We start from the raw sequence: 26,475 nt of genomic DNA, 5'->3' as shown, positions 1-26,475 counted from the left end.
AGTTTCAACGCGAATGCTTCGCCCAATAACCAATGTCCAATGTCCAATGTCCAATAACCAATGTCCAATAACCAATTACCAATAACCAATGTCCAATAACCAATGTCCAATGACCAATAACCAATGACCAATGAGATAGATTCAGCTATTTTTTATGCCGTGGAGTTACTCAGTCACTATGGATTTGAACTGAGGGGATATTCTGCGACAGAATTAGTTGAGTTTTGGTTGGAGGAGTATCCCGCCCAATGGATTCGTTTAGCGGTCATTGAAGCCTTGTATCAGGGACGGTATAAGGCGATTTCCGTTGAGCAAATTTTAGCCGTCTGGGGGCGACGAGAACAGCCTATCTATCGATTTAATCATGAGTTTGAACGGTTGATTTGTCGCAAACTGCCGCAAGATTTGAACGCCCCCATTGATAGGAATTCCGAATCGATGTCCTTGATGGGGAGTTTCCCGGATAGGTTTGAGTCAAGTTCTACGGTTGAGGTGGCACAGTCAGAGGAGTTTGTTGTCACTCAATCGGAATCCGTTGAAGCCCTGCCGCAAACGCCCGCCCAGACTGAAACGGAAATGGAACTGACGGGGGAGTGCGATCGCACACTTCCAGACATACAGTCTCGTGATTATACCACTCTTCCTGAGCCAGTGGATGGGTCACGTCGCGAAGCGAAGCAACACCCCATTGATCAATTTACACCACCGCCCGATGATTCGGACTTTTATCTGAAACTGAAACAAGTTGCCCAGCCGCTAGAGTGTCAATCCAGTAATACAGCACTTTCAAGTAATTAAATCGGAATTTCGATCACAAACTCTGTTCCTTTACCCAGTGATGAATTACAGGTGAATTTTCCTCTATGTTTTTCCACAATAATTTGATGACTAATTGATAATCCTAAACCCGTGCCTTTTCCGGGTGGTTTTGTGGTAAAAAAAGGTTCAAAGATTCGCTGTTTGAGTTCTGCATCTATTCCCGGACCGTTATCAATAATACGAATAACGGCACTCGCCCCCGATTGCTGATTATCAATTAATTCTGTGCGAATCCAGATAGATGGCGTTATCGTTTGCTCACTATCCTCATTAGCGGGTTGAGAACGCATGTCCCTGAGGGCATCAATGGCATTGCACAGCACATTCATAAAGACTTGATTTAACCCACAAGGATAACAAGTGACTAAAGGCAGTTTACTATAATCCTTGAATACTTGAATCTCTTGTTTGTTTCCTTTGGATTTCAAACGATAGTAGAGCATGACTAGGGTGCTATCTAACCCTTGGTGGATATCTATCGATTGCTCTTCGTCTGATCCAGATAAGGTTTTGAGGGAATAAACAAGTTGGCGCAAACGTTCAGCCCCCATTTGCATTGATGACAGGGTTTTGGGAAAGTCTTTGATCAGAAACTCTAGATCAATTTGTTCAGCTTCCTGTTGAATTTCTGGTGCAGGTTGGGGGTTATATTTGCTGTAGAGTTGGAGTAACTTTAATAAGTCGTTGGTATATTGTTGAGCATGGGGAAAATTGTTACATAAGAAATTAACAGGATTATTAATTTCGTGGGCAACTCCAGCTAGCAATTTGCCTAAAGTGGAAAGATTTTCTTTTTCGATGAGCTGTTGTTGCGTGCGTTGCAGTTGATTTAATGTCTCCTCAAGTTGTTCAGCTTGGGCTTTATATTTTGCTTGCGATCGCTGCAAGGATTCTTCGGCGAGTTTGCGCTGGGTGATATCTGTGACGAATCCTTCATAGTAGAGTAATGTCCCTTCGCGATCGCGCACCGCCCGAGCATTCTCACAAATCCAGATGATCTGCCCATCTTTGCGATACACCTGGGATTCAAACTCCGTAACTGCATCGTGCGATCGCAGTTTCTCAATGAAGTCCCGACGCCGATTCGGACTAACATAAAGTTGTTCTTCAATGTCGGTTAGCTCCTCCAACAGTTCCCCTGGCGATGCATAACCATAAATCTTTGCCAACGCTGGATTACAGTCGATAAAGTGCCCGTCTGGAGTCGTTTGAAAGATACCCTCGACGGCACCCTCAAACATACTACGATACTTCTTTAGGGCTAACTCCATATCTTGATATTCTGGAATTTGATCAGCTAATTCCTCATTCAACGCTTGTAACTGCCGAGTTCGCTTAACAAAATTAGGGGACAAAGGCTTGTCCGACTCCGACCAATCAGATGGACTGTTCAATAAACGGTCGCTGCTGGGAAGTAACATGGGGGCGTTGCTAAGCATATATGGGCATTACTACTAGCTTCTAGGATTTGGATCACTCCTTCAGTGATATGTCGTCCGGAATACTTGTGATTTAAATCACTAATTCCAGTGATATGAGTTCCAATCAGCCCTAATCATTTTGATTGCCCTTGATTGTACGTACTGTTGCTAAAAATTGACTCAGGAACGGTAACCCGCCAATAGCCGGTAAAAAGTAACGCGAGGTACACAGCAATCCCAAAGCGGCGGCGGTTGGGGGGTCTAAATAGTCTTGATAAAACAACACTAATGCTGCATCCCTTGTGCCAACTCCGGCAAAGGTGAGGGGCAATAATCCGGCTAAAATAGCGAGGGGAGACAAGGCTAGATTCACCAAAAACGGAGTCGTCGCCTGAAGCGCTAGGATAAAGAACCAAATTTGTAATAAGTGTAAAAACCAAATAAAAATTGACGTTCCGGCAACTTTTACGAGTTGACGTTTATCGCGCCAGAAATAGTCATGCATATCGCCCCAAGACCCTTGCATCGTTTCTAATTTGGCACGCATTTTTTTAGGGGCAATCTTGCGAGCCACGATGAAGAATAAATAAGCAAATTTTCGAGACGACAACAGAAAAATTCCCAGAACCAAACCGATGCTCACCGCCATTGTCATGATCCAAAATAGCCAATCTTTCGGGTCATAGAGCAATAAACCAAAGACACACCATAACAGCAGGGATAAAAGATCACAAGCCTTCTCAAAAATCACCAGTGATAACGAAAGAGTCCCACTTAAATGACCGCGCTGTTTCATGAAATAAGCTTTGGCAATATCTCCCATCTTGGACGGCAGTACCATATTTAAAACACTTGCCGCTAAGATTAAACGATTTGCCTCAAAAAAGCCCAAGCGAGAGCCACTGGGCATCAATTGTTGCAACCGCCAAGACGTGAATAACGTCAGGGGGACAACCATTCCCAGACTCACGGGCATCCAGACGCGATCGCTATTTTGAAAAACGGCAACGAGTTCAGGAAAATCAATTTTTGAGTAAATTATCGCCAGGATAATTAGACTGACAGCGATTGAAATTAGTCGTTTCATGAATTAGTCATTAGTCATTGGTCATTGGTCACAGAACAGTGAATTAATCATAATTCTAAAATTTCCGATCTAATCGCAGCCATTCATAAGCATCTAGTTTCTTAACTTCATTCGTTAAATCTAGCCAGGGCTGTAATTGCCCCCGTTGAAACGTGCGACTCATGACCACATAAATCGACGTTTGGTCGCCCCCAATCCCCGCTGCGATCACATCTTTCCAGGACTTGCCTTGCAACTCATCGCTGACCTGCCATTGTCCATTTTCCCACTCGAAAGAGCGCCGGAAATGGAACGGCGCTTTTTGCTTGCCTGTAATTAGCATTTTTTGTAAGAGTTTGCGGATTAAGTTAGGGAAGAAGCGACCCACTGTCAGCATGACGACTCGCAAAATTAGTAAATTTATGGGAGTCATTTGTTTCTGTTTTGCCCATCCCAATTCTCCTTCAATCGTAATTTCATTTTCCTCAACCTTAACCTGATAGGTATCGACTAAATGACCCACAGCATTTTTCACCTTTTTCCCCGTTGACACTTGCAAGGAAAATTGGGTATCAGAGGCGACTAAACGGTTATCTTGAAACAGTTTAAATACTCCCCCTTTGTTTAAGGCTAAATACAGTTCCGTGTTTTGGCGGCGGTCAATTAAAACTTGCGCCTCCCTAAACCAAACTCGACCGGGAGAACGGGGGGTGGGATCAGGTCGAGTTGGCACAAAATCTCGCCATGCGAGGAGATAGTTCCAGGTATGGTGACCGATAATGTGATCGTCAGCATAGCAGGGAGCTAGTCCCTTTGCCAGTCCCACTAGGACGCGATCATTAATTTCTAGGGCTTGGGGATACCACTGTCCCACCAGTTCAAAGCCATGGGGAAAGAAATTGTAAGTATTGCGACTGGTATATTCTCCTCCATAAGAGCCATCAGGATGCACAAATTCTGCCGCTAAATCAACCGCTTTGACTAATGCTTCTTTGAGACGGGGATCAGGTCTGAGTTGATAAATCCGCGCTAAACAAGAAATCGTTAACGTATGGTAACCGGGGTCACAGCCTTCGTACTCAATAAACCAACCTTCGGGATTTTGCCAAGATAATACTTGTTCTAAACGTTGTACTCTGGCTCTATCCCACTTCGTTGTTTGTAATAGATTAGACAGTAAGTCTAAACACAAAACAATTAACGCTTGGTGATTAGTCAGGCGTCCACTTTCCTGATGATGAGCTAGCCAATCGGCTCGTTGTTCAAAAAACCTCAGCGCTACTGGGTTATTTAACCCTAATTCTTGATAACTGTCAATACAGGCAAGCAATGAAAATGCCGCTGCGCCTCCGGCTCGTTCATAAGGGAAATAGTCATCACAAGACCCATCAGGATGGGCACTTTTAGCCCCATAAAGAATTCCGGCTTCCACCCAATCTTGAATCGCTCGTTGTTGGTAGAAAGGGTTATCGGATAATCGGGTATTATATGCCAATGCCAGGGGCAGAACAAACTCTTGAGCCATTCCGCTAGGAAAGTCAATAATTTTATACTGCCAGAAGTTCCGGTCAAAACAGCCATAAGTGGGACTGTGTGGGTTGCGGTCTAGCAGGGTGAGAAGTTTGGGAATTTGGGCAAGGGCTTCGCGGGCAAACAGGTCTCTATTCATTGTAAATAAGGGAACAGGGATGTCATTTGTGATTCGTCCTTTGTCATTCATCATTTGTTATACTCGCTCTTGCAGAAGCAAGCTACGTCTTTCATCTTTTTCGTTTCATCAAAGCCTTTTACTATGCCTTTATTGATGATTTATAATTTCTGTTTAATGTACTCTTCAATATCGGCGCGTCGCCGCCGCAGTTGGATATCTTCTAAAAGCTTGCGATTTACCGCCATCAAGTCAGCAATTAATCCAAACATCAACAGTTGAAAGCCAATCAGAATGAAAATTGCTGCCACAATTAAGCTGGGCGCACGACTTCTATCGGGATCGAATACCCACAACCAACGCACGCATAGAATCAACCCCAAGCCGAAAGGCACTGTCCCCAGGACTGTGAAGAACTGGAGCGGTTGATAGGTCATGAAGATGCGAATAATAGTGAGAATAGAGCGCTGAATATAAGCCGGAATACTCTTGACTAAACGGGAAGGGCGCAGGTAATCGTTGGTTCGGATTGGCACCGAAGCAATGGCTATGTTTTTCTGTCCCGCCTGAATAATCATTTCTAAAGTATAAGTATATTGGCTAAAGACATTCAGTTGCAGCGCCGCATTCCGACTGATGGCGCGGAAGCCACTCGGAGCATCCGGGATATTCGTTTTACTCGCGATTCGTACTACCCAGCTTCCTACTTTTTGCAAAAACTTTTTGGCGGGGGAAAAATGCTTAATTTGCTGGATGGGTCTGGCACCGATGACAATTTCTGCCTGACCTTGTAAGATAGGTTCAATTAGCTTAGGGATATCTGCCGCACAATACTGATTATCGGCATCCGTATTCACGATAATATCAGCTCCCGCCTTTAAACAGGCTTCTATCCCCGCCATAAACCCCTTAGCTAAACCCTGATTGTGATCAAAGTTAACAATGTGATCCACGCCACAGGCTTTAGCAACTTCAACCGTCCGGTCAAGACTACCATCATTGATAATCAGCCACTCGACTCTATCGACTCCAGGAACTTGACGGGGGAGTTCGGACAGTGTTAGTCCTAGAGTGGCTTCTTCGTTGTAACAAGGAATTTGGATAATTAATTTCATTGCACTTATCGCCAAAACAGTTGACTCATAAGATTAATAACTAATATCATGTTTATCTAAACCGTTATCATTTCCTTCTCCCTTGAATCCTGGCTATTTTCCTGGAAATCTTCTGCTCTCTGCCTTGTTTCAACTATTTTGTTGGCTCTGTGGCACTAGCTTGCAGCCAGCCCCAACGCAACACCCAAACCCCTGCTCCAATCAACAGGGCGGCTAAAAGTCCACCCACCCAAATCGGGATACCCACAGCAGGCAATACCCACCACCACACTGCCACAATATGTAACAATTGAGCGCTGGTCATTTGGTCACCGGGCGGTGGTTCTCCAACTTGCCCTAGGACATCTCGAATATTTGTACTTAAAGCACTGCTAACCTGGCGATAGGCGGCGCCCCAAGCATTGAATAAGGGGGCATAGCTGGGCGAATCCCATAACGCTCTAGCACGGTTGATATATCCTCCATCTAAGGCTTCGGCATAGTAGCGTTGGAAATACGATACCAGGGTTGGGGCGTTGGCGAGGAATCCAAGTACCGTCAAACCAATTAACCACTTCCACCACTTTTTCCCAATCAGCGCGACTAGCGCCATCAATCCTGGAAGTGCGGGAACTAAAAATCGAGGTCCCCAACTCCAGCCGCCAAATTCCCAAAAGGAATGGAGTAGCCAATACCCACCAAATATACCCACAATGGCTAAGGCTTCTAGGGGTTTAGTTTTGAGGGCTTTACGGAATCCAATAATTGCCAGAATTGTCGGTGGACAGTACCAGATTAACCCCCCCCCGGCGCCGGGACTCAAGATCAAACCTATAAATCGTTCTAGCATTCCATCCAGGGTAAATTTTGAGGCATTTTGTCCACTGGATAGTAAACTACCAAACCGCAGGTAATTGTAAGCCATGAACAGCATGAACCCCATAATTGTACCGAGTAGGGGACCTAGAGCATTTCGCAGGGGATACCGCTTGAGCAGGAGATAGGCGGACAACACCGGTCCAATGACAATACCCGCAGGTTTAGCGGTCAAGGCTAAGCCGGAAAGAATACTCGCACCCGCATGTTCACGACTGGTTTTTCCTAGGGCAAGATATAGACTGGAGGCGGTGATGAATGAGAGGAGGGGTTCGGCAAAGAACTCTCTGGAATAGACCAAGGCTGTCGTACCCAAGGCAAAACACAAGGCGGCTAAGTACGCACCCGTGCGACTGCTTCCCAAGCGCAATGCCAACAAAGCCACAAGTGATGTGCTTAAAGCTGTTAATAAGACCGATACCACTAAGGCACAAACCGCCGCTGAATAGTTCGTCGGTATATTGAACCAGTGACCTAAAACCAGTCCCACGGCAACAAAGGGTGTGGCAATAATCGGTAATAATGGATATCGAATTGAGTAATATTGCCCATCGCGACCTAATGCTCCGGAACCGGGCGGCACGGTAAAATCAAATTCGGTAACTAATGATTTGGAAACATCCAGCATGTCATTGCCATCAAAGCCCCAAATCCCCGGTTTGAGAAATGCCAGATATATTAGCGCGATGCCAATGGATAGGGCGAACGCCATTTTCCCAACCTGCTGATGAGCGAGTTGTCGCTCTTGAAGGGTGGAATCTTGAATCTCGCTGGGATTTACCATAGTATTTCTAAAGTATTCTGGTTATTTTTATAAGTTATTTTTGATTACGTCGGCTTACCCATTACTGCTTATTTCCTGTAGCTTTTCTGGCAAACCAACTCCAGGATTGGCGTGGGACGGAGACTCCCCAATTTTCTCTCAAGAGATTCTAGTATGACAAAGGCATGACACCAAGAGCAACTTATCAGAAGTACAGACAATGGAGTCAATAGATATGAATCAACAGGTTGCCTTTATCGGACTCGGCGTTATGGGCGGACCGATGGCGGCAAATTTGGCGCCATCGGGTTACTCGGTGAAGGCGTGGAATCGAACGCCTAACCGTCCGGGTGTGGAGATGGCGGCTCAGGCTGGGGTATCGGTGGTGTCTTCGATTCGTGAGGCTGTCGAATCGGCAGATATTGTCTTTTCTTGTGTGAGTGATGTTCCTGATGTCAAAGAGGTTCTTCTGGGAACGGGAGGGGTTGCCGAATCAGCGCGTCCAGGTACGCTGGTGATTGATACCAGTACGATTGGTCCAGAGGCGGCACGTGAAATAGGCACTCAACTGCAACAGCATAACTTGCGCTTTTTGGATGCGCCCATTTCTGGGGGTGATATTGGTGCAAAAAATGGCACACTGACGATTATGGTTGGCGGAGATGCTGAGGATTTTCAGGAAAGTAAACCGTTGTTGGAGGTTTTGGGTAAAACCATTCGCCTGTGTGGCCCGATGGGGAGTGGTCAAGCGGTTAAACTTTGTAACCAGGTTTTGGCGGCGGTTCATGGGGTGGCGTTGTGTGAAGCGATGCAGTTGGCACAGCACCAGGATATTGACCCGAACTTAATTGTAGAGGTTTGCAGTACGGGGGCGGCTGGTTCTTGGGCGCTGTCGAATTTGGGACCGAAAATTGCGGCGTCGGATTTCCAACCGGGTTTTATGATTAAGCATATCCTTAAGGATTTAAGGTTGGTAGCCGAGACGTTAAATTCATCGGGTCAGGAATTGCCAGGAGTGGAACTTGCTGAGCGTTTGTTTAAGATGGTTCAAGAGTTTGATGGTGGTACGGGAGGGGAACAGGGCACTCAGGCAATGATTCGCGCTTATCAGAAGTCCGATTAGGGGAGGCAGAGCCTCAAGATGGGCATTCCCAGGCAGAGCCTGGGAACGAGGGGGAAAGGCAGAGGTCTCCAAGGGAATGAGCAAGGTGGGAAGGACATGCTAACTGTTGAGACGGACATGATGTAACAACCGTTAGCGGTCAAAAGTAGATGATTTTTTCTAGGGGAGGCAGAGCCTCAAGATGAGCATTCCCAGGCAGAGCCTGGGAACGAGGGGGACGAGGGGGACGAGGAGGGAGAAGGGAGCTTAGGGTTTAAAAGTTTGGATATGCAGTAAGATAGAAAGTTAACGTGAAGCCAAAATCAAGTGTAGGTATTAGAGCTCGAAAGGAGTAGGGGAGGCGGAGCCTCAAGATGGGCATTCCCAGGCAGAGCCTGGGAACGAGGACGGTAAGATAGAAGGTTAACGTGAAGTCAAAATCAGCAGTTCATCAATAGTTGTTATTGTTCCCATTCTTAACCAGCAATGAACTCAACTTTTACCCAATCCTTTGACTGGGATGCTTTAGCCTCGGAATTCGCCGGGATAGAAACGATTACTGAACCGACTCAGGTGGCTAAGTTATCTCTGGACTATTATCATTTCAGTCCGGTTCTGCAACCCCTGCTAGAGGATAAGCGAGGGAATTTGGTGGTACGCCCTCAAACTGAAGCGGATGTGCTACAGGTGGCAAAAATATGTGTCAAGCACAAAGTTCCCCTGACTATCCGAGGTGCGGGAACCGGGAATTATGGGCAATGTATTCCACTGCACGGTGGGGTGATTCTAGATACTACCCGGATGAATGGGATTCGTTGGATTAAGCCCGGTTTAGCTTGTGTGGAATCGGGGGTGAAGCTGGCGGCGTTTGATAAACAAGCGCGGAAAATCGGCTGGGAATGGCGGATGGTGCCTTCGACGTATCGTAGTGCCACGATTGGTGGCTTTATTGGGGGCGGAAGTGGGGGAATTGGTTCAATTAATTATGGGCAATTGCGCGATCGCGGCAATCTTTTGGCGGTGCGTGTGGTTACACTGGAGGATGAACCCCGTGTGATTGAGTTACGGGGAGATGATGTGCAGAAGGTGAATCACGCTTATGGCACGAATGGAATTATTACTGAGTTAGAAGTTCCTCTCGCCCCGGCTTATGCCTGGATAGAGATAATTGTTATTTTCGATAACTTTATCACGGCTGCCCATTTTGGTCAGGCTTTGGGGAATGCAGATGGGTTGGTGAAAAAGTTGATTAGTATTCATGCTCATCCGATTCCGACATTTTTTAGTGGGTTGAAGGAATATCTGCCCGAGGGGAAAGACTGTGCTTTATTAATGATAGCGGAGTCTTGTTTAGAACCGTTTCAGGAATTAGTGCGGGAGTATGGGGGGGAAATTACTTATCAAAAATCTGCCCAAGATGGGAGTAAAGGCGCAAGTTTAGCTGAGTTTACTTGGAATCATACCACATTACATGCTCGGAGTATTGATTCGACGTTGACGTATTTGCAAACCTTCTTTTTTACATTAGAACGGGTGGAGCAATTGTATGATCATTTTGGTGATGAAGTGATGATGCATTTGGAATTTATGCGGGTGAATGGTCAAGGGATTCCAGCCGGATTACAACTGGTTCGCTATACCACCGAGGAACGGTTAAATGAGATTATTCGCTATCACGAAGAACAGGGGGCGTTTATTGCTAATCCCCATACTTATATTCTCGAAGATGGGGGACGTAAGATGATTGATGTGGAACAGGTGCAGTTTAAGGAACAGGTTGATCCTTATGGGTTGATGAATCCGGGTAAGATGCGCGGGTGGGAGGAGAGATAAGGAGGGCGGGTTTTGTTGTTCCGTTATCGGTGAGGAGGGCGGGTTTTGTTGTTCCGTTATTCGGTGAATAGTTGAATTTAGTCCCTAAACCCGCCCCTACAATTGTTCCTAAACCCGCCCCTACAAATAAATTTATCTATGGATTGGGATTATATTATTTTCGTTTAAACGGGGATCATTTCCTTCTTTATTACAACTTTCTTTCATTCTGCCATTTGCCTTATAGTTTAATTGGACTAATTTAGAAGCCAAACACTAAAATGCACAGTTTTATTCCCCCAGAACGCTTCTTTCCTTATCTCACCTGGAGAGATATCCAAACTATGCCCGATAAGGCAAATGTGGTGATTATTCAACCTGTTGGCGCGATTGAACAACATGGTCATCATTTGCCCTTAATTGTGGATTCGGCGATTGGTGTCGGGGTTCTGGGTAAAGCCCTAGCCCAACTAGAACCAGATATCCCCGCTTATGCGTTGCCTAATTTATTTTATGGGAAATCGAATGAACATTGGCATTTCCCCGGTACGATTACTCTCAGCGCCCAAACGTTGCTGGCGGTGCTGATGGAGATGGCGGATAGTATTTATCGGGCGGGATTTCGTAAATTAGTGTTGATGAATTCCCACGGGGGACAACCCCAAGTGATGGAAATTGCGGCGCGAGATATTCATCAAAAGTATGGAGATTTTCTGGTGTTTCCGCTGTTTACTTGGCGGGTGCCAAATGTGGCAAAGGATTTAATTTCAGCCAAGGAGTTGGAATTGGGAATTCATGCGGGAGATGCGGAAACAAGTTTGATGTTATCCCTATTACCGGAACAGGTGAAAATGGAACGGGCGGTTGCTGAATATCCTAAAGGGTTACCGGAAGATAGTTTATTGAGTATGGAGGGAAAGTTACCTTTTGCTTGGTTGACGCAAGAATTGAGTCAGAGTGGCACATTGGGTGATCCCACACCCGCAACGAAGGAAAAAGGCGATCGCATCTTAGAGTCTTTGGTATCCGGTTGGGTAAGGGTAATCCAGGATATCTATAGGTTTCGCCAACCCCAGGGTAAGTAAGAGAACGTGCGATCGCGTCAGTTATGAGTTAGTCTGTCTCTGGATGTTCGGTGGGGTGAGGGGATGCGGGGGGATGGAATGGATTGCCTGAATAGTAATTGTGAGGTATCTCCTGAAGTGCGCCAAGAAATTGAATACACCTTATTATTACCTATTACAGAAATCGAGAAGCGGAGGAATAAAAGCGAATGGAAGAACTCATAACCTTAAAGGAATTTATCCAGCAAGGCAAAATTACGGAAGCCTTGGAACTTGTTGAAGAATTAGAGGAGATGAGCAAATCCGATAAAATCAATAAAATATTTAGCTATGGCATCATTTTATTATTGCATCTAATTAAAAAAGCGGCTGAAAACCGCACCACGAAATCCTGGCAGGTTTCTATATTAAATTCGGTTAAGCAAATTCAACGCACGAATCGACGCCATAAGGCAAAAGGAACTTATTTAACGGAAGACGAGTTACGGGAAACTTTACAGGATGCTTATGAATCAGCGCTGAGAAATGCAGCCCTAGAAGCGTTCAAAGGAATCTATGAAACTGAAGAAATCGGTGTCATGGTTAACCGGGAAGAAATTATTGAAATGGCAATGGATTTGATTCTAGAACGTCAATCGACTGATGGAATATCAGAATAGTAACACGAAGTCGCGATATCAAATTATGGGAAAGGGCGACCAGAGTCAATTGAGTAGACTACAGTTGTTCATTGGTGCGATCGCGTCGCCCCTACATGGTTGATCAGGTGTTTTTTCGAGGGTTTGTAGTCAGGGCTTTAGCCTAAGCATTTATCGGTTTAAGGCGGGGAAGCGTCTGTGCGGGCAGATTAGATTACTGTAACTCCAGAGGTGCAAGTGTTGGTGGATAATTAGTGAGATTTACCTGAAGCGTGTGACCCGATTCAGGATTAAATAGGATAAGTCACTAAAAATAGTAACCTTTCGTGTCTGACAAGTCTAAACCATCTCGTTCCCTTGCTGGAATTGCCTCGATTGTGGCAATTGCTACACTGATTAGTAAAATTTTTGGCTTAGTCCGTGAACAAGCGATCGCGGCGGCGTTTGGTGTGGGTCCGGTGGTGAATGCTTATGCCTACGCCTACGTGATTCCAGGCTTCCTGCTGATTTTACTCGGTGGGATTAATGGACCGTTTCACAGCGCCTTGGTGAGTGTGTTGGCAAAACGGGATAAGTCGGAAGCCGCCCCCTTAGTGGAAACGGTTACCACCTTGGTAAGTGGCATATTATTGCTGGTTACGATTATCTTAATTCTATTTGCGCCCACCTTTATCGATATCCTCGCCCCAGGATTAGAGGAACCCGCGCGATCGCTGGCGGTTCAACAGTTGCAAATTATGGCACCGTTGGCGGTTCTGGCGGGGTTGATTGGCATTGGTTTCGGTACGCTGAATGCTTCGGATCAATATTGGTTACCCAGTGTTAGCCCTTTATTTTCCAGTGTGGCGGTGATTGGGGGTTTAGGGATATTGGCACTTTATTCTGGCGGACAAGTTAATCAGCCTGAGTATATCCGCTTGGGTAGTATTGTTTTAGCCGTTGGCACTCTGGCGGGGGCGATTTGGCAGTGGGTGATGCAACTGATTGCCCAGTCGCGATCGGGAATGGGGCGGTTACGGTTACGGTTTAATTGGCAGCTTCCAGGGGTAAAGCAGGTGATGCGCGTTATGGCACCGGCGACGCTATCCTCTGGGATGTTACATATCAATGTTTATACAGATCTATTTTTTGCCTCATTTATCCCCAATGCGGCGGCGGCGATGCGCTACTCCAACTTTATTGTACTGACGCCTCTGGGGATTATTTCTAATATGATATTGGTGCCGATGCTGCCTGTATTTTCCCGGTTAGCGGCGCCGGAGAATTGGGCGGAGTTGAAAGTGCGGATTCGTCAGGGATTACTGCTTACGGCTTTGACGATGTTACCCTTGACGGCTATTTTTATCTCCCTATCAGTGCCGATTGTTCGGGTGATTTATGAACGCTATGCCTTTGGTGCGGAGGCTTCCCAGATTGTCGCCCCGGTACTGATGGCTTATGGATTCGGCATGTTCTTTTATTTAGCACGAGATGTTTTGGTGCGGGTATTTTATGCCTTGGGGGATGGGGAGACGCCGTTTCGGATTAGTATTGCCAATATCTTTATTAATGCCCTGCTGGATTATTTGTTGGTGAATGCTTTTGCGACACCGGGTTTAATTTTTGCCACGATTGGCGTCAATATTATTTCTATGGGCTGGCTGTTGTGGGTGCTGAATCGTCGGCTACATGGCTTACCCTTAGGGGAATGGGGAATGGCGCTGGTGGCGTTGGCGGGGAGTAGTGTTTTAGCGGGGTTGGGCAGTTGGGCGGTTAACTGGGGTTGGCAAGAGGTTTTTGGGAGTGGGAATTTACTACTGCAAGTTTTACAGCTTAGTTTGGCGATGTCGGTGGCGTTGGGGATTTTTGCGGTTTTGGTGACTCGGTTGAAGTTACCAGAAGTGGATATTTTAGTGAGTCGTTTGCGTCAGAAGTTGGGGAAATGAAGGGTAGGAGGGTAGGAGATTTTTAGGGGCTCTTTCATTGCCGTGCCCTTACTCGGTTTGAACAGACTTAACCTTCCCTAAGTAACAGCCACAAAGGAAATAGAAGCGAATGCTGTCTTCATCTAGAAGAGAGCATCTTGCCCCCGGCGCGATCGCAATACAATCTGATATCAGAAAATGCAGCACGCCAATACCAATCAAATTGATGCGATCGCGCTCCATTTCCCGATACAATATCTGGGCATTGTAGCAGCAAAAGGTAGGCATCATGGCACAAGCAACGATTGGCATTATTGGCGGTAGCGGACTTTACAAAATGGATGCCCTCAAAGATGTGCAAGAGGTACAACTCGATACCCCCTTTGGTAAACCGTCTGATGCCTTAATTGTGGGGACTCTCGAAGGAACCCCCGTCGCCTTTCTCGCCCGTCATGGGCGTAACCATCATCTCATGCCCACGGAATTACCCTTCCGTGCCAATATCCACGCGATGAAGCAGTTAGGCGTCAAATATCTGATTTCCGCCTCCGCCGTAGGTTCCCTCCAGGAAGCGGCAAAACCCTTAGATATGGTGATACCCGATCAATTTATTGACCGCACCAAAAATCGCGTCTCTACCTTTTTCGGTGATGGAATTGTGGCGCATATTGGCTTTGCGGAACCCGTTTGTAACCAACTAGCCGGGGTTTTAGGCGAAGCGGTGGCTAGCTTGCAATTAACCGATGTCACCCTCCATCGCGGTGGCACATACGTCTGTATGGAAGGACCCGCTTTTTCTACCCAAGCGGAATCCCATCTCTACCGTAGTTGGGGCGCAACGGTGATTGGGATGACCAATTTACCTGAGGCAAAACTGGCACGAGAAGCGGAAATCGCCTACGCCACATTAGCCCTCGTCACCGATTATGATTGCTGGCATCCCGATCATGACAGCGTAACCGTAGAAATGGTAATTGGCAATTTACAGCGCAATGCGACGAATGCTCAACAGGTGATTCAAGAAACCGTGCGGCGTATCGCCCAAAATCCGCCCCCATCCGAGGCACACTCGGCGTTAAAGTACGCGATTTTGACCCCCCTCGACAAAGTGCCAGAGGCGACGAAGCAGAAGTTAAGCCTCTTTTTACAGAAATACTTGTAATCTTTAGTTGTGCCAGACTGAGAAAGTTTGCGTAATACAACGTAATATGAACAAACGTAAACTTATACCCATATTTACGTTTCAAACTGTGTATGATGGTTTGTATGACCCAACTGTATTACAGCGGCATCAAAATCAAAAGATTTTCTCAAATCGCCGTTGTTACAGAAAGCCTCTGTTAGCTACAGGTTCCGATCCTGGTTGAGAGATGGTTAACAGAGGTTGGGTAAACAGGGTGCATCTACTATTCAGACTCAGGCTATGGTGGTTCCCTTTTAGATATTTTATGTCAAAGTTTTGTAATATAAAATAAATTTTTGGTAATACATTGGCTGGAGTGAGGGCAATCTCCCAGATCCAAAGTCTGAGTATATCAGATTCTGGGAGATTTAATTAATTAATATGATAAGCATAAAAAAAATCACTCACACAAAAGCTGACGTTCTTAGCAGTTTGGGTTAGGGTTGTATATTAAGAGAGTCGCCAACTGCTGTAATATTAATAGAGGATGGGAAAAAACCACAGCCAGGGTGTAGGCAATAGCAGTTGAGTCCTAGTCAGGAACCTCAGCCTAAAGGCATGAGGCTTGAAAGAGAAATCTAACAAGCCATTCTGACCAGCTTAAGCTTAAGTCTTAACTGACTACGTTATCGGCAAGTGTTCAAGACACGGGGTTTCCCACAACGGAGGAGTTCTAATGAGTAAAACACGCAGCTCCCGCCCAACATGGGAGAGAGAATATCTATGCGTGAATACCAAAAAACGGCGGCTGAAAATCCGACAAAGAGTAGGTTCGGAGCTAGCCAATTTTTTGAGGGAACGTGGCTATCTCACTGAAATCAACTCCCAGATCAGCAAAAGGATTACTCATAACGCACGCTACTGCTAGTACAAGATAGGTGAAGTGATCGCAACTAGAAAGCAGAGTAGGGGTTCAAAAGAATTGGTAAACGATGCTCAAATTAACAGCATCAAACGTTGGCAAAACCAAACGATGGCGTTGTTCGAGTTGACTCAATCTGAGAGACTCAACGCAGGAGATTTGACCACCGTAATCCGCGACTTGACAAAAGCCGCCGCCGATGCATTAGACGTTGAGCGAGTCAGCGTATGGTTGTACAATGATGCAGGTTCCCAGCTTAATTGTGTGGAACGGTACTATGAGGGAAAACACGATCATGGCTGGGACGAAACCACAGGGCAAAGCCAGGGAGAGGACATCAGCCCACCAGTATTACCAGAGAAGTGTTGTTGTCTCACCAATCCCCTATCCCTGGGGCGATTGGATGTACCGATCTGGCAGAACGAACAGATTATCGGTATTCTGAGCTACGAACAAAGGGTATCCAGTCTGAGGGAGTGGACACCCCAAGATAAAACCTTTGCCAGCGCGATCGCGAATTTAATTGCCCTGCGACTGGATCAATGGCATCACCAACAGGCAATGCAGGAGTTGAACTCAGGAGAAAGCCGTTACCGAATACTGGTTGAGACATCGGCGGATCTAATTTCTCAACATCGAACAGATGGAGTCTATTTATATGCTTCTCCTGCTAGTCGCACTCTCTTAGGATATGAACCCGATGAGTTGGTGGGACATGTCATTTATGAGTTTGTGCATCCTCAAGATGTAACCACGATTAAACCGATTTTCTCAAACCCGATTGATTGCCAACAACAACAACCAATTCGCTACCGCATCCTTCATCAAAGCGGCGATTATCGGTGGCTAGAAAGCACGATCAACCCGATACGCCATCCTCAAACCAATCAAGTAACCGAACTTGTGGTTGTCTCGCGGGAGATGAGCCAACCCCAGCCCACCGCCGAATCACGCCCCAAAGCCACACCTGACACCTTGAAGATGAACCCCTTAGCCGTGGCAAAACAGGCAAACCCATTTAAACCCTTGGGCTTGAGATCTCGCCTTTCCCGACTTACCCATCCCCCGGCGATGCCCACAACCCCCGCCCCACCCAGCCACAGCCGGATTTCCGCACTGGCGGCAGTGGTAGAAGATCGGCTGATGAGTGGCATGATGTTATTAGGGAATCAATCCCTCAACTCAGAATCTCGCCGCACCTTTAGCTGGGTTGCCAATGCCATTGCCGTTGCCATTGACCAATATTGGGCGCGATCGGAACTACTCAGCCGCCGCGAATCCTTGCTCTTTGGGCTTGCCAATCAAATTCGCAACTCCCTAGAACTCCATACTATCCTGGAAACAGCGGTAGAATCGATTCGCACCCTGCTCAAAATCGATCGCTGTCAATTTCTCTGGTATCGACTCAAAGCCCAAACCCCCCATTGGGATGTCGTCAAAGAAGCCAGAACGCCTCATTTACCCAGCTCTATCGGTCAACATTCAACTGAGCAAATCGCCCCCCTCGCCCAGCGGATTATTAAGCGCGAGGTGGTTCAGGTTGATGATGTGGAAACCTGTGATGACCTGATCTTAAAACAGTTTTTAACCCAACAGGGGTATACCTCAATCTTGTCCCTACCGATTAAAACCCGGGCGGGAGACATTGGCGCGATTAGCTGTATTCATGGAACAGAACAACGTCCCTGGGATAATAGTGAGGTGGAACTGTTGCAAGCCGTTGTCGCTCAACTAACAATCGCACTCGATCAAGCCTCCCTCTACACCCAAGCCCGTGAAAGCGCTGAGATTGCCCAAGCCCAAACCCAAGAACTTGAACAAACCCTAAACCAGCTTCAAGCCACCCAAGCCAAACTCGTACAAAGTGAAAAAATGTCCAGTTTGGGACAATTAGTGGCAGGTGTGGCACATGAACTAAATAATCCAGTTAATTTTATTCATAATAACCTGACCTACGCCAGTGCCTATTTTTATGACCTCTTGAGTCTGGTACGTCTTTATCAAGATAATTATCCCAATCCGGCGGCTCTGATTGCAGAGCAAGCGGAACTTATTGATGTTGATTTTATCGCCGAGGACTTACCCAAATTGCTGCGCTCAATGCAACGGGGAACGGATCGGATTAGTTCGATTGTCCTCAGCTTACGCAACTTCTCCCGCCTCGATGAAGCCGAAATGAAACATGCTGACTTAAATCAGGGAATTGAGAGTACCTTACTGATTTTGCAACATCGCCTCAAACCCAAAGGGAACCAACCGGAGATTAAAGTGCTCACCGAGTATGGTGAGTTACCTCAGGTGGAATGTTATCCTGGGCAGCTAAACCAGGTGTTTCTGAACATTCTCAACAACGCGATCGATGTTTTAGAGCAGTCTTTTAAAGATAATCCCGATAATCCGGCACCGATTATTGCCATTCGCACAAGGTTATTGGAACGCTCCACGGATTCCTCTCACCAGCCAGCATCTCAGCCGGATACTCAGACAGAAGACGGGAAACAGTCATTACCGAACTGTCCCAGGATCGTGATTCAAATTGCCGATAATGGACCGGGAATGACGGATGAGGTAAAAGCACGGCTATTCGATCCGTTCTTTTCCACCAAAGCGGTTGGACAAGGGGTTGGTTTAGGATTGACGATTTGTTATCAAATTGTGGTCGAACATCATCATGGCGTTCTTCATTGTACCTCGACACCAGGGAAAGGAACTGAATTTTGGATCGAGATTCCGATTCAGCAAATCATACCAAATCCGGGTTAACTACCGCAGACAAGGCAGAATGCAGAAGGTTTTCAGGAAAAAGCTAGACCAAGGCACGATAGTATCGTGTCCATACCCAATCAATTATCCCTAAGTAGGGAACATTGCCGTACCCTATTTATTATCTCTGGTTGAAAAGGTTGTTGGGTTATACCCATTTAGGAGCGTGTCTGAGGTATAAAGATAATTATGTTACCCTTAAAAGCCAGACACTCAATTTGTGACGTGGATGTGAGGATGTGATCCCAAAATTCGATGAAAACGGCAATCTACCACCAGGAGTTCATTTTTGCGAGTGGGAGGAGTTTCAGGAAAGATTTGGTACAACCTTGAAGAGACAGAACATGATAGATGGTTTGGAATTGGCAATGACCCAATTAAAAGCCGCAGGTTGTCGAACTATTTATATTGATGGTAGTTTTGTCACCAGTAAACCCAATCCGGGTGATTTTGATGCCTGTTGGGAGCCGGAAGATATGGATTACGATTATCTCCGCAAAAATGCCCCTAGATTACTAAATCATTTAGATCGTAGCTCCCAAAAATCAACGTATAAAGGTGAACTTTTTCGTTCAGATCAACTCGTAGGAGATTATGGTTTAGCTTCTCTAGAATTTTTTCAGCGAGATAGACAGTTCAATCCTAAAGGTATTATTGCTATAGATTTATTTAGGTGGGAATCATGATTAAAAATGAAAATCAGTATGAATACAGCCAAGAATGTGCCAGAAAATTTGAATATTCCATCAAGATGTTAGATCAAGATGAAGCACTCAAGAATAAAGACCCGGATGGTTGGCAGCTTTCTCGTGATGTAAAACAATCGCATCTCAGGGCTTTACAAGCTGAAATTGCTGAATATGAAAGACTGACTAATTGTGACAAGAGCCAGCCGATAAAAATTAAAGTTGAGAGTTTGAATAAGCTGCCCGATGCTTTGATTAAAGCCAGGATAGCTGCCAAAATGAGTCAAGAAGAACTGGCTGATTTGTTAGGAATTGAGCAGCAACGAGTTAAGCAGTATGAAGACACCGATTATCAATGTGCCAGTTTTGTAGAAATCCTGGAAGTTAGCACAGCGTTGGGTGTGGAATTTGAGACGGCTGTGATGCAGGTAGATTTTGAGGAAATAGAAGCGGTTAAAAAAAGTGTAGCAAAATGGCGAGAGAAAAAAATGAATATGGCAACTAAAACGTCATAAATAGGGCTGGCTGAATAAGTGCTGGGGTGAGGGTAGGCAACAGGCAACAGTTTCACCTCCCTGTCTCGTACTAAGTTGCAGTCAAAGAGGTAATCTGTCGTGGTTCGCGAAACCAAGTAGGGTGGGCGTTGCCCACCCTACCACTGGAGCGTTCTGGAGCGTTCTGGAGTACCTGGAGTGGTTTGTTAAATTTGGGTCTTCCGTACTTAGTGTACTCAACTGTCAGGATAATCACACAAAAGTACAGCGGCTTTTTAACGCAGCTTTTACTGGAGTTAGGTGAGTTTATTCCAGCGTTTTGCCAAGCGTTCTTCTTGGTTAGTTCCAGCATCAATATTCTTAGCAGGAACAATGCCTGATTGCTGACAAAATTGAACATAACCACTAACTACATTACGTAACCAGCGAGTAACAAGATTAAGTCCAAAGCCGATCGCAATTCTCTCCTTTCCATGATAGTACATAATCTCTTCTTCTCTTGCGAATCCATGTGTACGCCTTGAGCCAGTAGCAAGATGAACTAGAGGACAACGATAAAAACTGTAGAGAAGTGCCCCATACTCATACTCTTCTGCTAAAGCCAAAAGCTCTGGACGAGTTGTGAGTTCTGGACACTCTTGAGCAAGCTTATCACGCGATATGTCTAGATAGGATTTGGGCGATTCATACGCCCTAAGAAAAGGATCAGGATCGTTGCTCAAGCGCTTGCTAAGAAGTTGATCAGCCATGTGAGTGTCTTGTGGGCGGTAACGCTTCCAATCCTCTGCAAAGCATACAACAGCAACTTTTTTGACATCAGAGTCATTTGGTACAAATTTCTTCAGCAGTCGGGCTAACCGAATAGAAGATGGAATACCACCGCCTAATTCACGTTGAAGATCTTGTTTAACATCCGGGAAATCATGGAGCCAAATCTCTGCAAGTGCGTCAAGAGAAGCTGTAGCTAATGTATACGCATCAACCTCAAAGCCCTGATCTGCCATCTTATTAGCAAGTTCTGCGCGTCTATAAAAGTAGCGTTCAAAAGGGTCGTCATTTAAAACTGGCATAAATGTCATGAACTAGGATACATTACAATTATACTACAATTTGACACCCACCTTTTCATCGGTAAAGACGCCCCAACAGGACGTCTCTACAGATTTTAACTGTCAACGGCTATTAACCGATGCCCTAGATCCAGTCTAGGGGGGATTATTGGGCTTAAGCGCCAACGGGTTGCTTAACTAGCGATCGCGCGGCTGCAACTATGGCATCAGCGTCAATTTTTGCCTCATGCATCAGTTCTTGGGGTTTACCAGAACCGGGCATATTTTGCCTGATCTTCATCTAAATTCTTACCATGCCAACCATTCTGATTTTCTACCATAGAGGCACCCTTTCCTTTAACCGTTCGGGCGATAATCACAACAGGTTGGTTATGAATGGAGAGCGCTTCACCATAAGCTTGCTCAATTTCCCAGGACTTACGCACAAACGCCATTTATGGTAGGGGCACGGCAGTGCCGTGCCCCTACAGGTAGCGCCTGTGCCGTCAAGAAAGCGTAAGTCCTATTTCCTTAAAATCATGACCATCGATTTCAATCGCGTGCCAACCAAATGCCCTCGCCCTGGTAGCATAGGCTTGAGTATTCCCGCCAATTTCCCTCTGACCCCGTTGACCTAAACGATTCACATCAATAATCAGAATCAGATTATCCAAACTATAGAAGGAATTGCTATTGAGCCAAGTTCTAATATTTCATACCAAGTTGCATTCAAAGATATAACTTTCTCTCCCCCTGCCTCCCCTGCCTCCCCTGCTTTTCCCATCTACTATGTTTGAGCGCAACTCGGTATCAGTCCTGACTAGGGCAACCATAACCTTAATAAATTTGAACTCTGCTTTACGTCTGCCTTATGGCATAAAAATGGCGTTGATATTTTATCTATCTTAGGAGTGACGAATATCCTCGCTGAGGAGTTTTAGCCTAGTGAAGGCTTCGGTGGTGCAAGTCTGATTTAAGTTAAAAGACTTGCATTAATCAGCCCATGAAATTGAACCATAAAAAATAAGGAGAATCAAAATGCCGACTCAAACCGAACAATCCACAGGAATACAGAACACAAACTATAACCTAGTCAGCGTATTGTATCACATGCTCAATGGTGTCGCTAGTTACGATCAGTATATCCAGGATGCACAGCAATCTGGCGATCAGGAACTGGCTCAGTTTTTCCAAAATGTCAAAAAGCAGAGTACAGAGTGCGCCCATAAAGCCCAAGAGTTACTGGCGCAGCGAGTAAAATAGTCGCCAACTAGCGTTATCGTAATCCACAAGTTAAGCTTCCTTTCTGCGTGAAAGGAAGCTTTTTGGATAACTATTTTCCCTCTTATATCCATCAAATTCATTTAATTTGAGAAAATTTTGATTATGCATATAGGATTTCTTAACCCACAAGGTAACTTTGATCGCCATGATAGTTACTGGACAGAGCATCCGGATTTTGGGGGTCAGCTAATCTATGTGAAAAATGTGGCGGTGGAGATGGCAAAGCACGGTCACAAAGTAGACATTATCACTCGCCAGATTAATGACCCAGAATGGTCTGAATTTTCCGAGAAATTTGATGGATATCCCGATGCGCCTAATGTTCGGATTATCCGCCTACCTGCTGGACCTAAAGAATTTCTCCGCAAAGAATTACTCTGGTCGCATTTAGTCAGAGACTGGATACCCAATATCCTGGAATTTTATCAAGAAGAAGGTAATTTCCCGGATGTGATGACAGGTCATTATGCTGATGGTGGCATATCTGGGATTTTAATTGAAGCCAAAGTGGGTGTTCCTTTCACATTTACCGCTCATTCTCTGGGGGCGTTGAAGATGGATAAACTCGAAATCACGCCCGAAAATATCTCAGAAATGGATGAGTATTATCACTTCGGACGCCGCCTTATGGCTGAACGCTTGAGTATGAATCGCTCGGCTGTCAATATTACCAGTACAACGGCTCAGGAACGGTTTAAACAGTACGCTCATCCAGCCTATCACTGGGCAGTTGATGTTAACAATGATGCTCGTTTTGCCGAAATTCCACCGGGAGTTGACCCTTCATTGTTCGATATTGAAACCCGTTCGCCAAATGAAGAGGAAACCTATCAATTGATTCAAGAACGATTAGGGCGAGACATTGATGAAAGGCGGCAAAATTTGCCTGCAATTATTGCGGCGAGTCGATTAGCGCCGAAAAAGAATCACCTGGGTTTAGTCCAAGCTTTTGCTGAGAGTAAAACCTTGCAAGAACAAGCCAACCTAGTTATTTTTACTCAGGGGGAAGACAACCCACTGCGGGAACCTGTTAGCGATGAGACAGCCGAACAGGAGGTACTTATTCCCCTACGCGATGTTGTCAACACAAATAACTTATGGAGTAAGATTAGCGCTTTTGGCGTCCCCGATCAACCCGCCCTCGCCGCCGCTTATCGATTTTTTGCCCAACGTCATTCTGTATTTGCCCTCACTTCCCACCATGAACCTTTTGGATTAGGTCCGATAGAAGCCGCGTTAGCTGGGTTACCATTAGTGGTTACCCAAAACAGTGGTTTAATGGAGAGTTTACGAGAGGGAGATCAGGTTTATGGTATTCTCATTGATCCAGAGAATCCAGAAGCCATTGCTAAAGGTTTAGAAGAAGTTCTCAGTGATTATCAACAGTGGGAGAGGTTGCACCAAGACTGTCGCCAACATGTATTAAAGTATTATACTTGGGAGAGAGCAGCGATAGATTATCTGAAGTTAATCGAGGAGATTGTCGCCTCACCTAATGCTCGTCGTGCTGATGAATTGTTGCCGATTCATCCCTATTTCCTTGATCCGCGACCTGAAAATGATGTATCTTTGGACGAGTTGAAGGAACTCTATTTCCAAACATAAAGCTATTCAATAACTGATAGGCTATACCACCATACTATTGCTCCAGGGATTGACTACCAATTTGGTAAGTAAAATTAGACATGATTACTGCTAGTATTCGTTAAAGTTGAGTTAAAAAATTATTTAAAATATAGCCAAGTCAATATTTATTGTAATAACCATGTACTTTCTTTTTCGCCCAAAGCCCCACCCAGTTTATAAATATAATTAGCCGATGGAATTCTAATTTCGTAAGTTGAACCTCGACCCATTAAAAAAGCATTACCAATATCTGTAATATCTAGCCGCTGATAACCATATTTTAAAAACAACAATTGGCGTTCTATTTCTAAACTGTTACGGTTGCGATCAAAGAAAACATGAGTTTTTGTGCCTAGGTGATGTATCCACAAGCTAGTTATACCTATTAAAGCCAGTAATATGGGCAGTCCATTTATTAATAGTTCTTTAGAAATAAACAATAAATTAATTAGCGTCCAAACCGAGCCCAGATTAAAAGAGACAACGATCAAAGCGAGAAGCCAGTTATATTGTGTGAGTTTTCTTAAGCCAGGAGACGGGATAGTAATTCCTAATTTGTCCTTATTTGCTTTAAGCTGAATTAAGCTACCTGAAGGTTTAGATAGTCTGCCACGAACAGGAAGTGAGGTAGAACTAGACTGTTGAATCAGCCCATATCGGAGTGATTCCATCGCTTCTTTTGCTGTACTAAAGCGCTTTTCTAATACTATTTCGGTCATCTGCTCAATCCAAGCGATAAAGTGAGAATCGAGACTAAGGCGTGAAGCGAAGCTATCCCGAAGGGAATCGCGAAAATAAATCCGCCCTTCTTTCTGGGGTAAATCAGCCGGGGCTATACCCGTTAGCAGGTGAATTAAAGTAGCGCCCAACGCATATAAATCAGAAGCCGCAACCGCACGTCCCCAAAACTGTTCTAAGGGCGCATAACCACTCGTACCTACAACCGTAAACGTGACTCCAGTAACAGCAGCTTGGGCTTGTACTGCACCAAAATCCACTAGATAAACTTGCTTATCTTCACCTAAAATTAGATTACTCGGTTTAATGTCTCGGTGTAATACGGGCGGACTCAGTTCATGTAAATAAATCAGAATATCAAGAACTTGATTAGCAATCCCACGAACCTATTTCTCACTAAAATGTTTGCCGTTATCTAATAATTCCTGAAGGGAAGCACCCGGAATATAGTCTTGCACTAGCCCAAACCAAGGAATTCCCGAACCCATTTCCCGATCTAACGAAAAATAATCCCGATAGCGCGGAATCCGACGATGCTCCAGTGATTGCAAAACTTGTGCCTCACGTTCAAAGAGTTTAAGTTCGTCCCACTGCATTTCGGGGCTAAAGGCTAATAGCTTAACAGTCACTTATTCATTTGACTGTACATCCATTGCCAACCAAGTTTGTCGCCCTGCGGCTGTGCGTCCTAATCGTTGTTTCAGTTGGTAACGTTCCTTTAACTGTTGCTCTGGGTTGAACATAATATTTCCCTATAAGATAACAATAAGCTTATTTAAAATTCAGCCAGTCTAATAGTTCTTGGATTAACCAGGTGCTTTCATGTTCACCCAAAGCGCCACCCAGTTTATAAGTCCCCTGGGTTGATGGAAAAAGAGTTTAAGTTCCTCCCACTGCATTTCGGGGCTAAAGGCTAATAGCTTAACAGTCACTTGTTCATTTGACTGTAAATCCTTTGCTAACCAGGTTTGCCGCCCTGCCGCCGTGCGTCCTAATTTTTGTTGCAGTTGGTAACGTTCTTTTAAGCATTGATTGGGATTGAACACGAGATTACCTCTGATAAAGGTTTACGGCATCTGGCGCTTGTGTAGGGGCGGGTTTTACTGTTATCATTTCACCTTAACCCAGGTATGACTAAACCCGCCCTGACTGACAATTATCTCATCTCCCCTATTTCCTTTTTTTGATAATACTGCCCTATCCTGTTTCCTGGGTATAGTTTCAGGTTGTCAAGATTGGCGCCGGAATACCTCTACCAGGTTTTGTAAATTGCCGATCAAAGTGAATTTTGATAACGCGCGATCGCAGCCATGGCTTTTTCTTTACCGCCATAGTACGATTGGATAGTTTGGGCGATCTGAACCGCTCGCTCATGCTCACCTGTAGCCGCTAACCGACGCACAATCGCATCCAAGGCTTTGGCTTTTTGTTCGTAGTCTGTAATCGTTTTAGCCACCTGAAGCGCTTGCTCCTGCTCAGTCGCTGTGGTTAAATAAGGTGCGATCGCATGGCTTGATTATACTCACCAGCACTTGCGTAATTAGCTGAAACATCTACCAACGTCCAATCTTACTCGATAAAAA

Annotated in this window: 21 protein-coding genes and 3 pseudogenes; 13 read left to right on the top strand and 11 right to left on the bottom strand. The window is 45.3% G+C overall.

Annotated features, from left to right (window positions below):
• Window positions 1-123: 123 nt before the first annotated feature.
• A complete protein-coding gene (locus RIM23_RS03420) occupies window positions 124-798 on the top strand; it encodes a hypothetical protein (protein ID WP_446364457.1) in 675 nt (224 codons plus the stop codon).
• On the opposite strand, the gene RIM23_RS03415 is transcribed toward RIM23_RS03420, so the two are convergent.
• From RIM23_RS03415 to RIM23_RS03395, 5 genes are all read right to left on the bottom strand, one after another.
• Entirely contained in the window at window positions 795-2,174 is a 1,380-nt protein-coding gene (locus RIM23_RS03415; protein WP_446364455.1) for a sensor histidine kinase, read from the bottom strand. The genes RIM23_RS03420 and RIM23_RS03415 overlap by 4 nt on opposite strands.
• Window positions 2,175-2,370: 196 nt before the next feature.
• Window positions 2,371-3,327, bottom strand: a complete 957-nt coding sequence (locus tag RIM23_RS03410) for a lysylphosphatidylglycerol synthase transmembrane domain-containing protein (RefSeq protein ID WP_446364453.1) — start codon at window positions 3,325-3,327, stop codon at window positions 2,371-2,373.
• Window positions 3,328-3,382: 55 nt separating this feature from the next.
• Window positions 3,383-4,975 (bottom strand): hypothetical protein, encoded by a 1,593-nt coding sequence (locus RIM23_RS03405; RefSeq protein ID WP_446364451.1) that lies wholly within the window; start codon window positions 4,973-4,975, stop codon window positions 3,383-3,385.
• Window positions 4,976-5,115: 140 nt separating this feature from the next.
• On the bottom strand, window positions 5,116-6,069 hold the full coding sequence (locus tag RIM23_RS03400; RefSeq protein ID WP_446364449.1) for a glycosyltransferase family 2 protein: 954 nt from the start codon (window positions 6,067-6,069) through the stop codon (window positions 5,116-5,118).
• 133 nt (window positions 6,070-6,202) lie between these two features.
• Complete coding sequence (locus tag RIM23_RS03395; protein WP_446364447.1) at window positions 6,203-7,708, bottom strand: hypothetical protein; 1,506 nt, start codon at window positions 7,706-7,708, stop codon at window positions 6,203-6,205.
• 214 nt (window positions 7,709-7,922) lie between these two features.
• Here RIM23_RS03395 and RIM23_RS03390 point away from each other — a divergent pair, with 214 nt between their 5' ends.
• The 6 genes and pseudogenes from RIM23_RS03390 (at window position 7,923) to murJ (ending at window position 14,228) form a co-directional block, all read left to right on the top strand.
• Window positions 7,923-8,810 (top strand): NAD(P)-dependent oxidoreductase, encoded by an 888-nt coding sequence (locus RIM23_RS03390; RefSeq protein WP_446364446.1) that lies wholly within the window; start codon window positions 7,923-7,925, stop codon window positions 8,808-8,810.
• Between the two features lie 465 nt (window positions 8,811-9,275).
• Complete coding sequence (locus tag RIM23_RS03385; RefSeq protein WP_446364444.1) at window positions 9,276-10,622, top strand: FAD-binding oxidoreductase; 1,347 nt, start codon at window positions 9,276-9,278, stop codon at window positions 10,620-10,622.
• Window positions 10,623-10,882: 260 nt separating this feature from the next.
• Window positions 10,883-11,686, top strand: a complete 804-nt coding sequence (locus RIM23_RS03380; RefSeq protein ID WP_446364442.1) for a creatininase family protein — start codon at window positions 10,883-10,885, stop codon at window positions 11,684-11,686.
• Between the two features lie 78 nt (window positions 11,687-11,764).
• Window positions 11,765-11,890 (top strand): annotated as a pseudogene (locus RIM23_RS03375) (NACHT C-terminal helical domain 2-containing protein); the annotation flags it as partial.
• Window positions 11,875-12,324: a DUF29 family protein gene (locus RIM23_RS03370; protein ID WP_446364440.1), complete on the top strand. Its 450-nt coding sequence runs from the start codon at window positions 11,875-11,877 to the stop codon at window positions 12,322-12,324. The pseudogene RIM23_RS03375 and the gene RIM23_RS03370, both read left to right, overlap by 16 nt.
• A 305-nt stretch (window positions 12,325-12,629) precedes the next feature.
• On the top strand, window positions 12,630-14,228 hold the full coding sequence (gene murJ, locus RIM23_RS03365; RefSeq protein WP_446364439.1) for a murein biosynthesis integral membrane protein MurJ: 1,599 nt from the start codon (window positions 12,630-12,632) through the stop codon (window positions 14,226-14,228).
• Between the two features lie 48 nt (window positions 14,229-14,276).
• On the opposite strand, the gene RIM23_RS03360 is transcribed toward murJ, so the two are convergent.
• Window positions 14,277-14,498: a hypothetical protein gene (locus tag RIM23_RS03360; RefSeq protein WP_446364437.1), complete on the bottom strand. Its 222-nt coding sequence runs from the start codon at window positions 14,496-14,498 to the stop codon at window positions 14,277-14,279.
• On the opposite strand from RIM23_RS03360, the gene RIM23_RS03355 reads away from it, so the two are divergent.
• The 4 genes from RIM23_RS03355 to RIM23_RS03340 all read left to right on the top strand — a co-directional run bounded on the left by RIM23_RS03355 (window position 14,497) and on the right by RIM23_RS03340 (window position 20,216).
• Complete coding sequence (locus RIM23_RS03355) at window positions 14,497-15,369, top strand: S-methyl-5'-thioadenosine phosphorylase (protein WP_446364435.1); 873 nt, start codon at window positions 14,497-14,499, stop codon at window positions 15,367-15,369. The two genes, RIM23_RS03360 and RIM23_RS03355, sit on opposite strands and share 2 nt — an antisense overlap.
• A 904-nt stretch (window positions 15,370-16,273) precedes the next feature.
• A complete protein-coding gene (locus RIM23_RS03350; RefSeq protein WP_446364433.1) occupies window positions 16,274-19,015 on the top strand; it encodes a GAF domain-containing protein in 2,742 nt (913 codons plus the stop codon).
• Between the two features lie 239 nt (window positions 19,016-19,254).
• On the top strand, window positions 19,255-19,701 hold the full coding sequence (locus tag RIM23_RS03345; RefSeq protein ID WP_446364431.1) for a DUF6932 family protein: 447 nt from the start codon (window positions 19,255-19,257) through the stop codon (window positions 19,699-19,701).
• The gene (locus tag RIM23_RS03340) at window positions 19,698-20,216 is read left to right on the top strand and encodes a helix-turn-helix transcriptional regulator (protein ID WP_446364430.1); all 519 of its coding nucleotides are present in this window, start codon (window positions 19,698-19,700) and stop codon (window positions 20,214-20,216) included. Before RIM23_RS03345 ends, RIM23_RS03340 begins: the two co-directional genes overlap by 4 nt.
• Window positions 20,217-20,491: 275 nt before the next feature.
• Here RIM23_RS03340 and RIM23_RS03335 read toward each other — a convergent pair whose 3' ends face one another.
• Window positions 20,492-21,274, bottom strand: coding sequence for a hypothetical protein (locus RIM23_RS03335; protein ID WP_446364428.1), 783 nt, complete (start codon window positions 21,272-21,274; stop codon window positions 20,492-20,494).
• A gap of 248 nt (window positions 21,275-21,522) precedes the next feature.
• Window positions 21,523-21,924, bottom strand: a pseudogene (locus RIM23_RS03330) (hypothetical protein); the annotation flags it as partial.
• Between the two features lie 358 nt (window positions 21,925-22,282).
• Between RIM23_RS03330 and RIM23_RS03325 the strand changes: the two are divergent.
• The gene (locus tag RIM23_RS03325; protein WP_446338845.1) at window positions 22,283-22,507 is read left to right on the top strand and encodes a hypothetical protein; all 225 of its coding nucleotides are present in this window, start codon (window positions 22,283-22,285) and stop codon (window positions 22,505-22,507) included.
• Window positions 22,508-22,630: 123 nt separating this feature from the next.
• Window positions 22,631-24,133 carry a glycosyltransferase gene (locus RIM23_RS03320; protein WP_446364426.1) on the top strand — a complete coding sequence of 501 codons (1,503 nt, stop codon included), beginning with the start codon at window positions 22,631-22,633 and terminating at the stop codon, window positions 24,131-24,133.
• 146 nt (window positions 24,134-24,279) lie between these two features.
• Here RIM23_RS03320 and RIM23_RS03315 read toward each other — a convergent pair.
• The 3 genes and pseudogenes from RIM23_RS03315 to RIM23_RS03305 all read right to left on the bottom strand — a co-directional run bounded on the left by RIM23_RS03315 (window position 24,280) and on the right by RIM23_RS03305 (window position 26,348).
• Window positions 24,280-25,635: pseudogene (locus RIM23_RS03315) on the bottom strand (serine/threonine protein kinase).
• Between the two features lie 63 nt (window positions 25,636-25,698).
• Complete coding sequence (locus RIM23_RS03310; protein ID WP_446364424.1) at window positions 25,699-25,938, bottom strand: hypothetical protein; 240 nt, start codon at window positions 25,936-25,938, stop codon at window positions 25,699-25,701.
• Window positions 25,939-26,168: 230 nt separating this feature from the next.
• Window positions 26,169-26,348 (bottom strand): hypothetical protein, encoded by a 180-nt coding sequence (locus RIM23_RS03305; RefSeq protein ID WP_446364422.1) that lies wholly within the window; start codon window positions 26,346-26,348, stop codon window positions 26,169-26,171.
• Window positions 26,349-26,475: the final 127 nt, after the last annotated feature.

This window comes from Coleofasciculus sp. G3-WIS-01 (genome assembly GCF_040223135.1).
Classification (GTDB): domain Bacteria; phylum Cyanobacteriota; class Cyanobacteriia; order Cyanobacteriales; family Coleofasciculaceae; genus Coleofasciculus.
Note: the sequence above shows the minus strand (reverse complement) of the source record. Positions and strands in the feature narration are given on the sequence as shown.

Excerpts from the sequence above, each read along its gene's own strand:
- RIM23_RS03420 (WP_446364457.1), top strand. The coding sequence starts at position 124 with ATGACCAATGAGATAGATTCAGCTATTTTTTATGCCGTGGAGTTACTC.
- RIM23_RS03410 (WP_446364453.1), bottom strand. The coding sequence starts at position 3,327 with ATGAAACGACTAATTTCAATCGCTGTCAGTCTAATTATCCTGGCGATA.
- RIM23_RS03405 (WP_446364451.1), bottom strand. The coding sequence starts at position 4,975 with ATGAATAGAGACCTGTTTGCCCGCGAAGCCCTTGCCCAAATTCCCAAA.
- RIM23_RS03400 (WP_446364449.1), bottom strand. The coding sequence starts at position 6,069 with ATGAAATTAATTATCCAAATTCCTTGTTACAACGAAGAAGCCACTCTA.
- RIM23_RS03395 (WP_446364447.1), bottom strand. The coding sequence starts at position 7,708 with ATGGTAAATCCCAGCGAGATTCAAGATTCCACCCTTCAAGAGCGACAA.
- RIM23_RS03390 (WP_446364446.1), top strand. The coding sequence starts at position 7,923 with ATGAATCAACAGGTTGCCTTTATCGGACTCGGCGTTATGGGCGGACCG.
- RIM23_RS03385 (WP_446364444.1), top strand. The coding sequence starts at position 9,276 with ATGAACTCAACTTTTACCCAATCCTTTGACTGGGATGCTTTAGCCTCG.
- RIM23_RS03380 (WP_446364442.1), top strand. The coding sequence starts at position 10,883 with ATGCACAGTTTTATTCCCCCAGAACGCTTCTTTCCTTATCTCACCTGG.
- RIM23_RS03370 (WP_446364440.1), top strand. The coding sequence starts at position 11,875 with ATGGAAGAACTCATAACCTTAAAGGAATTTATCCAGCAAGGCAAAATT.
- RIM23_RS03355 (WP_446364435.1), top strand. The coding sequence starts at position 14,497 with ATGGCACAAGCAACGATTGGCATTATTGGCGGTAGCGGACTTTACAAA.
- RIM23_RS03360 (WP_446364437.1), bottom strand. The coding sequence starts at position 14,498 with ATGATGCCTACCTTTTGCTGCTACAATGCCCAGATATTGTATCGGGAA.
- RIM23_RS03340 (WP_446364430.1), top strand. The coding sequence starts at position 19,698 with ATGATTAAAAATGAAAATCAGTATGAATACAGCCAAGAATGTGCCAGA.
- RIM23_RS03335 (WP_446364428.1), bottom strand. The coding sequence starts at position 21,274 with ATGACATTTATGCCAGTTTTAAATGACGACCCTTTTGAACGCTACTTT.
- RIM23_RS03325 (WP_446338845.1), top strand. The coding sequence starts at position 22,283 with ATGCCGACTCAAACCGAACAATCCACAGGAATACAGAACACAAACTAT.
- RIM23_RS03320 (WP_446364426.1), top strand. The coding sequence starts at position 22,631 with ATGCATATAGGATTTCTTAACCCACAAGGTAACTTTGATCGCCATGAT.